Origin of the sequence: Streptomyces sp. SP18BB07 (genome assembly GCF_036322545.1) — a bacterium.
Classification (GTDB): domain Bacteria; phylum Actinomycetota; class Actinomycetes; order Streptomycetales; family Streptomycetaceae; genus Streptomyces; species Streptomyces deccanensis.
In genome coordinates this window covers 222,538-234,059 of sequence record NZ_JAQYWT010000363.1, presented here as the reverse complement: position 1 = coordinate 234,059, position 11,522 = coordinate 222,538, and the positions used below count along the sequence as shown (strand labels likewise).

The window sequence follows — 11,522 nt, the reverse complement described above, 5'->3', positions numbered from 1 at the left end:
CCATGCTGCGCCTGGCGTCCGCCTCGCTCGCCGGGACGGCCATCGAGTTCTACGACTTCTTCGTCTACGGGACGGCGGCGGCCCTCGTCCTGGGGCCGCTGTTCTTCCCGACGTTCTCACCCCTGGCCGGGACTCTCGCGGCCTTCGCGACCTTCGGGGTCGGGTTCGTGGCGCGTCCGCTCGGCTCGGTGCTGTTCGGGCACATCGGGGACCGGCACGGACGGCGGCCGGTCCTGGTCGCCTCGCTGCTGCTGACCGGGGGCGCGACCGTGGCCGTCGGCTGCGTCCCCACGTTCGACTCGATCGGTGTCACCGCCCCCTTCCTCCTGCTCGTGCTGCGCTTCCTGCAGGGGCTCGGGCTCGGCGGGGAGTGGGGCGGCGCGGTGCTGCTGACGGCGGAGCACGCTCCGGCCGACCGCCGCGGACTGTGGTCGAGCTTTCCCCAGGTCGGGCCCGCGGTGGGATTCCTGCTGGCCAACGGGGTGATGCTGGCGCTGTCGGCGAGCCTGACGGAGGCCCAGTTCGCCGCCTGGGGCTGGCGGGTGCCGTTCTGGGCGGCCGGTGTGCTCGCCCTCGCGGGACTGTGGCTGCGGTCCTCGCTCACGGAGAGCCCGCGGTTCCTGGAGATCGCCGAGCCCGCGCGTGTGCCGCTGGCCGAGGTGGTGCGCGACCACTGGCGCCTGGTCCTGCTGACGGCCGGCGCCCTCGCGATCGGGTACGCGGTGTTCTACTCCGTGACGACCTGGTCCCTCGCGTACGGCACGGAACGCCTCGGGGTGAGCCGCACGGTCATGCTGACCTGCATCATGGGCGCCGTCGTGGTGAAGGGCGCCCTGACACCGGTGGCGGCGGTGCTCGGCGACCGGTACGGGCGGCGCCCGATGTGTCTGATCGGCTGTGGCGTCACCGTGCTGTGGATGTTCCCCATGGTCGCGCTCCTGGCGACCGGCGAACCCCTGCTGATCTTCTTCGGTTTCCTCGTGGCGATGCTCGCCTTCGTCACCATGTTCGCCGTCATCGCCGCGTACCTGCCCGAGCTGTACGAGCCCCGGGTGCGCTGCACGGGGGCGGCCGTCGGCTACAACCTCGGCGGGGTGCTCGGCGGCGCCCTCACCCCGATCGTGGCCACCGCCATGGCCCAGGGCGGACGGGTGCCTTGGGGTGTGGGCGCCTATCTCACCGGGATCGCCCTGCTGAGCCTGGGCTGCTTCGCCCTGCTGCCGGAGACCCGGCCCGTACCCCTGACGACGCAGGCGGAGGCGGAGCCCGCGGCGGGATGAACCCGGGCCTACGGGTTCACCGCCAGTTCCAGATACGCCGCGAACAGCACGAGGTGCACCCCGCCCTGCAGCGGTGTCGCGCGTCCGGGGACCACGGTCAGCGAGGCCACGACGACGGTCAGGGCGAGGAGCACCATATGGGTGGCGCCGAGGCCGAGGACGAGCGGTCCGGAAAGCCAGACCGAGGCGAGGGCGACGGCCGGGATGGTGAGGCCGATGCTGGCCATGGCGGAGCCGAGGGCCAGGTTGAGGCTGGTTTGGACGCGGTCGCGGCGGGCTGCGCGCAGCGCGGCGATCGTCTCCGGCAGCAGCACCAGCAGCGCGATGATCACACCGACCACCGCGTGCGGCAGTCCCGCCCCCTCGACACCGGACTCGATCGTCGGCGAGACGCCCTTGGCGAGGCCGACCACGCCGACGAGCGCCAGGCCGAGCAGTCCAAGGCTGATCCCGGCGGTACGGGCGGACGGTGCCTCGGCGTGGTCGTCCTGGGTGATCACCTCGCCCAGCCTGGTGATCGGCAGGAAGTAGTCCCGGTGGCGCACGGTCTGCGTCGCGACGAACAGCCCGTACAACGCCAGTGAGGACAGGGCGGCGAAGGTGAGCTGGGGCGTGGAGAACTCGGGGCCCGGCTTGCTGGTGGTGAAGGTGGGGAGCACCAGGCTGAGCGTGGCCAGTGTCGCGACCGTGGCGAGGGCGGCGCCGGTGCCCTCCGGGTTGAAGACCGCGAGTCCGTGGCGCAGCGAGGCGACGAGCAGGCAGATGCCGACGATGCCGTTGCAGGTGATCATCACGGCGGCGAAGACGGTGTCGCGGGCGAGGGTCGAGCTCTTGTCCCCGCCGTCGGCCATGAGCGTGACGATCAGGGCGACCTCGATGATCGTGACGGCGACGGCGAGGACGAGGGAGCCGAAGGGTTCACCGACCCGGTGTGCGACGACCTCGGCGTGGTGCACGGCGGCCAGGACGGCTCCCGCGAGCACCAGGGTCACCAGGGCGACAGCCGCAGGGGGCAGATCACGCCCCCAGGTGAGAGCGAGCAGGACGACCGCGGCCACCGGGACGACAGCAGTCCATCGCGTCGTGAGCGACCGGAGCCGAGCGAGCATGCGGTGATCCTTTCAGACGTGCAGGGGCCCCGCACTCCGGTGGACGCGTGGAACTGCGTCTCCGTCGTGCGGGGCCCCATCCGTGTGCGCTGTGTGCGGTGTCGGCCTCCGTCAGGCCTCGACGCTGTCCTTCTCCGCGCCTTCGGCCTTGTGCTGCTCGGCCTCGGCCTGCGCCTGCTTCTTGGACGCGATCAGGCTGGTGATCGTGGTGACGATCAGCACCGCGCAGATCACGCCGAGGGACACCGGGATGGAGATCTCAGGGACGTGTACCCCGGACTCGTGCAGGGCGTGCAGCACCAGCTTCACACCGATGAAGCCGAGGATGACCGAGAGACCGTAGGACAGGTGGACCAGCTTCTTCAGCAGCCCGCCGATGAGGAAGTACAGCTGTCGCAGACCCATGAGCGCGAACGCGTTGGCCGTGAACACGATGTACGGGTCCTGGGTCAGGCCGAAGATCGCGGGGATGGAGTCCAGGGCGAAGAGGACGTCGGTGGTGCCGATGGCGAGCATCACGACGAGCATCGGCGTCATGACGCGCTTGCCGTTCTCCTCGATCCACAGCTTGGTGCCGTGGTACCGATCGGCGACACCGAAGCGCTTCTCGGCGGCCTTGAGGAGCTTGTTCTCCTCGTACTCCTCGTCCGCCTCGTCGGCCCTGGCCTCCTGGATCAACTTCCAGGCGGTGTAGATCAGGAACGCGCCGAAGATGTAGAAGACCCAGGCGAAGCTGGCGAGGATGGCCGCGCCGGCGGCGATGAAGATCGCGCGCAGCACCAGGGCTATCAGCACACCGATCAGCAGCACCCGCTGCTGGTACTGCGACGGCACCGCGAACTTCGCCATGATCAGGACGAAGACGAAGAGGTTGTCGACGCTCAGCGACTTCTCGGTGATGAAGCCCGCGAAGAACTCTCCGGCCGGCTGACCGCCGCCGAAGACGAGGAGCCCGAGTCCGAAGAGGGCGGCCAGGACGATCCAGACGACCGTCCAGATCCCGGCTTCCTTGATGGACACGTCATGGGGCTTGCGGCCGATGAAGAAGTCGACCGCGATGAGGGCGGCAAGGCCCACCACTGTGAGGACCCAAAGGGTCACGGAAACATCCACTGCGCCTCCGGCAGTACGTAACGGCAAATTTCAGCGTCGTCGCTACCGGAGGTCTCTTCCACCCGGTCCTCCAGGGCGTTCCACAACGCCTGGTGCCGCCGGGCCGACGCCCCGGGATCTGGATCGATCCGTATTGACGGGTACGCCGCAGCATGTAGGGAGTACTCCCCTCCGCACGAAAAGAGTACCCAATCACCAAGAATAGGTAAAGGGCGAGGCAAAGAAAGGATCAAAACCGCAGGTCAGGTGCCTTTACGAGGGCTTGGTGCGGACTGCCTGCGGGCTGGGGGACGACGGTTCTCAGCGGTTCCAGGAGCGGCGAGCCTCCGCGACCCGGGCCAGCACGTCGCGCATGACGCTGCTGCCGGGCGGGATGCTCGACGGCTCGTACGTCCACGCGTGCCCGACCCAGGGATCGGCGAGGTGGTCGTCCGGGGTGGGGGTGAGTCGCATCAGCGAACGCCACAGTGGGTCGAGCAACGGCCCGTAGGCGGCGGCTTCCTGCCGGTCGGCCACCATCATCAGGTGGACCCCGACGGCGGGGCCCTCGTCCGCGAGATAGCGGAGCTGGGTGACGGCACGGTCGTCGAAGCCGTGCGGGAAGTCGTTGACGATCAGCAGCTGTTCGGCGGTGTCGAAGCCCGGGGGCAGTGCGTCGGCCGCGCCGCCGCGCACCGCCATCTGCACGAGGTCGACGCGCTGGGTGAGCCGCCCCAGCACCTCCGAGACACCCGCGGCTCCGGCGGCGGGCGGCCCGGCGAGCACACCGGCCTGCGTCAGGGGTGCCAGCGCGGACGAGCCCGCTCCGGCCGCGTCGACGACGTGCACGGCGAACTCGCCCGGCGGGTAGACCGCGAGCAGTCGGGCGGCGAGAGCCACCGCCGTGTCCAGCGCGAGGCGGCGCAGCTCGTCGGAGTCGACGAGCGAGTCGCGGGAGCCGGAGCGGCCGCTGTCGATCCACAGGCCGCGCTCCAGCGGCAGCCTGACCAGCATCGGTATGCGCACGTCCTCGCTCTCCGGCAGATGGAGATCGCCCAGGCGCAGGGCCATCGGGATCTCCATCGGCACCCGGTAGCCGTGCCAGACCGGGTTGTCCCAGCTCGCGTACGCCGGGGGCAGGGCGGGCTCGACGACGTCCGCCTCGGCCCCGAGCTGGGCCAGGTCCCGGTCGAGGGCGGCCCTGGCCTGGTCGACGAGCTGGGCGTGCTTGGCCCGGGCCGCCTCGCGCGCGGCGTCGCCCTGGCCGCTGATGCGGCTGCGCGGGTCGGACAGGACCTTGTCCAGCTCCTGTTCCATCCGCGACTCGGCGAAGTCGACGGCGCTGCGGTACGCGGCCGTGGTGCGGGCGAGGTCCTCGAACATGCCCCACACCTGGTTGTAGAGCCGCTCCTCCATGGACCAGCCGGTCGCGTCCCCGGCGACGGGCCGCGCGGGCTGTCCCGGCTCGGCCGGGGGCGCGGTCGGCGCGGGCGGTGGCGGCGCGGTGGTCTGGCGGCCGGGGTGGCTGTAGTTGACCGGGCCGGCGGTGGCCGGGCCGGGCTGGCCGGTGACCGGGGCGGCCGGAGTGGGGCCGCCGTGCTGCGCGGCCGCGGCGTGGTCGGGCAGCGTGCCGTCGTGCGGGGAGCCGTACGGGGGTGTCGTGCCGTACGGCGAGGTGGGCTGGTGGCCCTGGGACGGTGCGGGGTTGCCGGTCACGCCCTGGGGTGTCGCACCTTGGGGTGTCGCGCCGCCGTGGGTCTCGTCGGGGCCCGTCGCGGGGGCGGTCGTCCGGCGCGGGCGGTCCGCCTCCGGCAGCCGGGGCGGAGGGGCGGCCACCGAGCGGGCGAGGCCCTGGGCCACTGCCTCGTTGATGCTGCCGGCCAGTTGCTGGGCCTGCGGCAGTCCCTGGTCGGTGAGCAGCGCCGCGAGGCCGCCCGCGTACCCCTGGCCGACCGCGCGGACCTTCCAGGCGCCCTGCCTGCGGTACAGCTCCAGGGCGACGACGGCCGACTCCGGTTCGAGGTCGGTGATGGTGTAGCTGGCTACCTCGGTGCCGTCGAGGCCGGTGACCGCGACGAAGGGGGCGGCCACGGCACCGAAGCGCGCCGGGCCGCCGGTCCCCGTGGGGAGGGCGAGCAGCACGGTCACCCGGTGCACGGACGGCGCCAGGGCGTCGAGGTCCACGGCGAGGCGGTGGTCGGCCGCCGCCTGCCTCGGCACCTCGATGCCCGGGAGAGTGGGCGCGCCCGGGTGGGCGACCCACTCGACACCGCGCACCCGGCCCTGCTCGTCGCCGAGGGTGGCCCCGGCCACGATCGGCGTGCCGGCCGAGACGCGGATCTCCAGTCGGACCTCGGGCAGCGGATGGTTCTGCCCCCGGACCAGCTCGGCCGTCATCGCTTCGTCCCCCTGTGTCGCGTGCTGTGTCTGCTCGGTGCGTGCCTACAGGACCGGCAGGATCGCCGGCATCAGGTCCTGGAAGGTGCGGCCGTTGGCGGGCGAGCCGATGGCGGTCATCTGCCAGCCCGCGCCCGCGCGGTGCACCTTGGCCATGATCTGGGCGGTGTACTGGCCGCCGCCCGCGAGGGTGTAGCGCGCCAGCTCCTGGCCGTTGGTCTCGTCGACGAGCCGGCAGAACGCGTTCTGCACTTCCTGGAAGGTCTGGCCCGTGAAGGAGTTCACCGTGAAGATGATCTGGTCGATGTGGACCGGCACCCGGGCCAGGTCGACGAGGATCGCCTCGTCGTCGCCGCCCTGGCCGACGCCGCCGACCAGGTTGTCGCCGGTGTGACGGACCGAGCCGTCGTCGCTCACCAGGTGACGGAAGAAGACGACGTCGACAGGCTGCTTGTCCGCGAACAGGACGGCGGAGGCGTCGAGGTCGATCTCACGGGTGCGGGATCCGAACAGGCCGCGCCTGGGGGCAGCCTGCCAGCCGAGACCCATGCGCACCGCGGTCAGACTGCCTCCGTCGTTCTTCTGCAGACTGATGGCCTGACCCTTGGTCATGTTGACGGTCACGCGCTGATTCCCCTCTCGAACTGTCCCCTGTCCCCGCGGAGTCCGCGGATGTGCAGCACCTTACGCAGCGGCACTGACATTGCCGCAGCCTGTGTCGCACTTTGTGTCGGTCTTGCAACACAGCGCGCCGACGCCGGGGAGTGCCCCCTCCCCGGCGTCCGTGGGGGCGGTCAGGCCAGGCCCGCCTCCTTCATCTGCCGCAGTTCCTTCTTCATCTCGGAGACCTCGTCACGCAGCCGGGCGGCGATCTCGAACTGCAGCTCGGCGGCGGCCGCGCGCATGCGCTCGGTCATGTCCTCGATCTGCTGGGCGAGCTCGGCCGCGGGACGGTCGGTCGGGACGGTCTCGGCGGCCCTGGTCCTGCCCTTGGCGGACTTGGCCGCCTTGCCGCCGAGGGAGGGCACGGGGGCCTTGGCGCTTGTGCCGTCCTTGCCCTTGCGATAGCCGGAGCCGAGCAGCTGCTCGGTGTCGACGTCCTCGCGGGCGATCTGCGCCACGATGTCGTTGATCTTCTTGCGGAGCGGCTGGGGGTCGATGCCCTTGGCCTTGTTGTAGGCGACCTGCTTCTCCCGGCGCCGGTTGGTCTCGTCGATGGCCTTCGCCATCGCCGGGGTGATCTTGTCGGCGTACATATGAACCTGGCCCGACACGTTGCGCGCCGCGCGGCCGATGGTCTGGATCAGCGAGGTCCCGGAGCGCAGGAAGCCCTCCTTGTCCGCGTCCAGGATCGCCACCAGGGAGACCTCGGGGAGGTCGAGGCCCTCCCGGAGGAGGTTGATGCCGACCAGGACGTCGTACTCACCGGCGCGGAGCTCGCGCAGCAGTTCGACGCGGCGCAGGGTGTCGACGTCGCTGTGGAGGTAGCGGACCTGGATGCCGAGTTCCAGGAAGTAGTCGGTGAGGTCCTCGGCCATCTTCTTGGTGAGGGTGGTGACGAGGACGCGCTCGTCCTTCTCGGTGCGGCTGCGGATCTCGTGCACCAGGTCGTCGATCTGGCCCTCGGTGGGCTTGACGACGACCTCGGGGTCGACCAGACCCGTGGGGCGGATGATCTGCTCGACGTGGCCGTCGGAGCGGGACAGCTCGTACTGGCCGGGCGTCGCCGAGAGGTACACCGTCTGGCCGACGCGCTCCTGGAACTCCTCCCACTTCAGGGGTCGGTTGTCCAGGGCGGACGGCAGCCGGAAGCCGTGGTCGACGAGGGTGCGCTTGCGGGAGGCGTCGCCCTCGTACATCGCGCCGATCTGGGGCACGGTCACATGGGACTCGTCGATGACGAGGAGGAAGTCGTCCGGGAAGTAGTCCAGCAGGGTGTTCGGCGGAGAGCCTGGCTCGCGGCCGTCGAAGTGCATCGAGTAGTTCTCCACACCGGAGCAGGAGCCGATCTGGCGGAGCATCTCCAGGTCGTACGTCGTGCGCATGCGCAGCCGCTGGGCCTCCAGGAGCTTGCCCTGCTTCTCCAGCTCGGACAGGCGCTCCCCCAGCTCCTTCTCGATGTCGTTGGCGGCGCGCTCCAGACGCTCTGGGCCGGCCACGTAGTGGGAGGCGGGGAAGACGTACAGCTGCTGGTCGTCGCTGATGATCTCGCCGGTGAGCGGATGGAGGGTGGAGAGGGCCTCGATCTCGTCGCCGAACATCTCGATGCGGACGGCGAGCTCCTCGTAGACCGGGAAGATCTCGATGGTGTCGCCGCGCACACGGAAGGTGCCGCGGGTGAACGCCAGGTCGTTGCGGGTGTACTGGATGTCCACGAAGCGGCGCAGCAGCTCGTCCCGGTCGAACTCCTCGCCGACCTTGAGGGGGACCATGCGGTCCACGTACTCCTGTGGCGTACCGAGGCCGTAGATGCAGGAGACGGAGGCGACCACGACGACGTCGCGGCGGGTGAGCAGCGAGTTGGTCGCGGAGTGCCGCAGGCGTTCCACCTCCTCGTTGATCGAGGAGTCCTTCTCGATGTAGGTGTCCGACTGCGGGACGTAGGCCTCGGGCTGGTAGTAGTCGTAGTACGAGACGAAGTATTCGACCGCGTTGTTCGGCAGCAGCTCGCGGAACTCGTTGGCCAGCTGGGCGGCCAGTGTCTTGTTCGGCGCCATCACCAGGGTCGGGCGCTGGAGCTTCTCGATCATCCACGCGGTGGTGGCGGACTTGCCGGTGCCGGTCGCGCCGAGCAGGACGACGTCCTTCTCACCTGCTCCGACACGCCGGGCGAGATCGGCGATGGCCGTGGGCTGGTCGCCGCTCGGCTGGTAGGGGCTGACGACCTCGAAGGGCGCCACCGTGCGTTCGATCTTGGAAACGGGCCGCATGCAATCCACCGTACGACCCCGCACTGACAACGGGCTCCGATCAGCGATTCTGCGGGGTGCGGGAACGTCGCTCGCGGTGCTCCTGGTCGGCGCGGGACTCCGGGTGCCGGCAGGCGTGGGCGGTCGCCTGGGCCGGAATACCGGGCCGGCGCTCGACCGGGTTCCCGTGGAACCTGCCCATGATCATGAACGGGTCGAACATCACGACGACGCCCGCGAGGAGCAGGAACACCAGCGGGCCGATCATCAGCGGGGCCAGGAGAGCGGCGGACGACGAACCGACGGCCGGGTCGGGGCCCGCCGCGCTGTGCAGATGGACGCTGAGGGCGGCCATGCCCGTGTAGTGCATGCCGCTGACGGCGATCCCCATGACGAGGCTGGCGCCCACGCTCCACAGGAAGCCGCGCACCTGTCCGGCGGCCCACAGGGCGGCGATCGCGGCCACCACCGCGATGACGACCGAAGCGGCCACGGTGACGGTGTTGTACTGGAACGTGCCGTTGAGCCGCATGCCGGCCATGCCCAGGTAGTGCATGGAGGCGATGCCGAGGCCGGTGATGGTGCCGCCGGTGAAGAGCGCGGCCCCCGTGGCGCCCTTTGAGCCGACCATGAAGATCCCGATGCCGACCATCACGATCGCCACGGCGAGACTCGCGAACGTGGTCAGCGGGTCGTAGTGGATCGGGGTCTGCAGGACCTTGAACCCCATCATCGCGACGAAGTGCATGGTCCAGATGCCGGAGCCGATGGCCGCCGAGCCCAGCGCGAGCCAGCCGATCCGCCAGCGGCCGTCCACGAGCATCGATCTGGTGGTGCAGCGCAGGCCGAGCGCGCCTCCGAGGCAGGCCATGAGATAGGCCACCACCGGTGTGACGAGTCCGTAGCTGAAGCCGTCGACCGTGCCCTGCATTCGCGGCTGCCTTTCCCGCCCTGTCGCGTTACTGGATTTTCTGCAATGCCCCCCAGCCCCGGCACCGCCACGACGGTCAGGGTTGTCGCAGAGAGTATGACCCCCACCGGAATGGTCGAACGATTTTCCGGCAAAGAAACACGGCCTTGCCCCACTTGTGCGGTGCCCGTGAGCGGACTTGGGCAACTCCATTCAGTTCGTGGTCATCCTGCGCCCCTCTGCCGTTGACCCTCTGCTGTCACTCTTGAGCTGACCGTGATCGATCGACGCGAGGAGTACGCATGCACGTGCGCGCAGTTGCCGCCGCGACCACAGCGTTCTTGGGGGCCACCGTCCTCCTGCTCCCCACTTCCGCCGCGCACGCGGCCGCCGACGCCGAAAACCCACTGGTCGTCGCGCATCGCGGAGCTTCCGCCTACGCGCCCGAGAACACCCTGGCCGCTGTCGACAAGGCCCACGAGATGGGCTTCGACTGGGTCGAGAACGACGTCCAGCGCACCAGTGACGGCAGGCTCGTCGTCCTGCACGACGCGACGCTGGCGCGGACGACCAACGTCGAGGAGCTCTATCCCGAGCGCGCGCCCTGGAACGTGGCGGACTTCACCGCCGCGGAGATCGGACGCCTGGACGCGGGCAGCTGGTTCGGCACTGACTACGCGGGCGCGCGCGTGCCCACGCTGGAGCAGTACATGCGGCGGGTGTCACGCAACCACCAGAAGCTCGTCCTGGAGATCAAGAACCCGCAGCTCTACCCGGGGATCGAGCAACAGACCCTGAAGGTGCTCGGCAACGAGGGCTGGCTCGGCCCGGCCCACCTGGAGAAGCTGGTGATCCAGAGCTTCAGCGCCGACACCGTACGCCGGGTCCACGAACTGAGTCCGGCGGTGAAGACCGGTCTGCTCGGCACACCGGACATCGCCGACCTGCCCGAGTACGCGACGTTCAGCGACCAGATCAACTCCTCGTACACGACCATCTCCGAGTCCTACGTCGCCACGATCCACGCGCTCGGAGGCCCGCACGGCAAGCCGCTGGAGATCCTCACCTGGACCGTGAACGACGCCGCCAACGCCCGCCGGGTGGCCGACTACGGCGTGGACGGCATCATCACCAACAAGCCGGACGTGGTCAGGGACGCCACACAGGGCTGACACCTGTCCTCGGCCGGGGTGTGCGTTCCGCGCGAGCGCACACCACGGTCGTTGTCAGTGGGGGCCCCTACGGTGGTCACATGAACAGCCATGCGCAGGGCGAGCAGCAGGTGGTGTGGGCCGTCGTCGGCTCGGACATCGGACCGCTGTTGCTGGCCGCGACGGACGAGGGCCTGGTCAACGTCGTGTTCCACGCCACGGAGCCGGTGCGCGAGCGGACCCTCGACCGGCTCGCCTCCCGCCTCGGCACCACCCCGGTGGAGGCGCCCGACGCACCCCAGCTGGTCGAGGCGATACGCCAGTTCGAGGCGTACTTCGCGGGCGAGCGGCACGACTTCGCGCTGCCGCTCGACTGGTCGCTGATCTCCGGGTTCAACCGCCAGGTGCTGCGCGAACTGGCGTCCGGCGTCCCCTACGGCTCGGTCGTGGGCTACGGCGATCTCGCGCGGCGCGTGGGACAGCCCGGCGCGGCGCAGGCGGTCGGCGTCGCGATGGGGTCGAACCCACTGCCCGTGGTGGTGCCGTGCCACCGGGTGGTGGAGAGTGGCGGCGGCATCGGCGGGTTCGGCGGCGGCCTGGAGACCAAACGGAAACTGCTGGCGCTGGAAGGGGTGCTTCCGGAGCCGTTGTTCTGAGGAGGCCGCGCGCCGACC

At 70.2% G+C, this 11,522-nt stretch carries 9 protein-coding genes; 3 read left to right on the top strand and 6 right to left on the bottom strand.

The genetic code is table 11. The features are described 5' to 3' along the window. The first annotated feature begins 2 nt into the window (after window positions 1-2). Entirely contained in the window at window positions 3-1,280 is a 1,278-nt protein-coding gene (locus PUR53_RS42235; RefSeq protein ID WP_329899323.1) for an MFS transporter, read from the top strand. Between the two features lie 8 nt (window positions 1,281-1,288). Here PUR53_RS42235 and PUR53_RS42230 read toward each other — a convergent pair whose 3' ends face one another. The 6 genes from PUR53_RS42230 to PUR53_RS42205 form a co-directional block, all read right to left on the bottom strand. After that, window positions 1,289-2,389, bottom strand: a complete 1,101-nt coding sequence (locus tag PUR53_RS42230; RefSeq protein ID WP_329899114.1) for a calcium:proton antiporter — start codon at window positions 2,387-2,389, stop codon at window positions 1,289-1,291. 111 nt (window positions 2,390-2,500) lie between these two features. After that, window positions 2,501-3,502, bottom strand: coding sequence for a TerC/Alx family metal homeostasis membrane protein (locus PUR53_RS42225; protein WP_329899113.1), 1,002 nt, complete (start codon window positions 3,500-3,502; stop codon window positions 2,501-2,503). Between the two features lie 300 nt (window positions 3,503-3,802). Then, window positions 3,803-5,878, bottom strand: coding sequence for a TerD family protein (locus PUR53_RS42220; RefSeq protein ID WP_329912080.1), 2,076 nt, complete (start codon window positions 5,876-5,878; stop codon window positions 3,803-3,805). Between the two features lie 45 nt (window positions 5,879-5,923). Then, window positions 5,924-6,502: a TerD family protein gene (locus tag PUR53_RS42215; protein ID WP_239753347.1), complete on the bottom strand. Its 579-nt coding sequence runs from the start codon at window positions 6,500-6,502 to the stop codon at window positions 5,924-5,926. Between the two features lie 170 nt (window positions 6,503-6,672). Beyond that, entirely contained in the window at window positions 6,673-8,808 is a 2,136-nt protein-coding gene (uvrB, locus tag PUR53_RS42210; RefSeq protein ID WP_329899111.1) for an excinuclease ABC subunit UvrB, read from the bottom strand. Between the two features lie 40 nt (window positions 8,809-8,848). Next, window positions 8,849-9,718 (bottom strand): MHYT domain-containing protein, encoded by an 870-nt coding sequence (locus tag PUR53_RS42205; RefSeq protein ID WP_329899110.1) that lies wholly within the window; start codon window positions 9,716-9,718, stop codon window positions 8,849-8,851. Between the two features lie 281 nt (window positions 9,719-9,999). Between PUR53_RS42205 and PUR53_RS42200 the strand changes: the two genes are divergently transcribed. Further along, entirely contained in the window at window positions 10,000-10,869 is an 870-nt protein-coding gene (locus PUR53_RS42200; protein WP_329899109.1) for a glycerophosphodiester phosphodiesterase, read from the top strand. 80 nt (window positions 10,870-10,949) lie between these two features. Further along, window positions 10,950-11,504 carry a methylated-DNA--[protein]-cysteine S-methyltransferase gene (locus PUR53_RS42195; protein WP_329899108.1) on the top strand — a complete coding sequence of 185 codons (555 nt, stop codon included), beginning with the start codon at window positions 10,950-10,952 and terminating at the stop codon, window positions 11,502-11,504. Window positions 11,505-11,522: the final 18 nt, after the last annotated feature.

Excerpts from the sequence above, each read along its gene's own strand:
- PUR53_RS42235 (WP_329899323.1), top strand. The coding sequence starts at position 3 with ATGCTGCGCCTGGCGTCCGCCTCGCTCGCCGGGACGGCCATCGAGTTC.
- PUR53_RS42230 (WP_329899114.1), bottom strand. The coding sequence starts at position 2,389 with ATGCTCGCTCGGCTCCGGTCGCTCACGACGCGATGGACTGCTGTCGTC.
- PUR53_RS42220 (WP_329912080.1), bottom strand. The coding sequence starts at position 5,878 with ATGACGGCCGAGCTGGTCCGGGGGCAGAACCATCCGCTGCCCGAGGTC.
- uvrB (WP_329899111.1), bottom strand. The coding sequence starts at position 8,808 with ATGCGGCCCGTTTCCAAGATCGAACGCACGGTGGCGCCCTTCGAGGTC.
- PUR53_RS42205 (WP_329899110.1), bottom strand. The coding sequence starts at position 9,718 with ATGCAGGGCACGGTCGACGGCTTCAGCTACGGACTCGTCACACCGGTG.
- PUR53_RS42200 (WP_329899109.1), top strand. The coding sequence starts at position 10,000 with ATGCACGTGCGCGCAGTTGCCGCCGCGACCACAGCGTTCTTGGGGGCC.
- PUR53_RS42195 (WP_329899108.1), top strand. The coding sequence starts at position 10,950 with ATGAACAGCCATGCGCAGGGCGAGCAGCAGGTGGTGTGGGCCGTCGTC.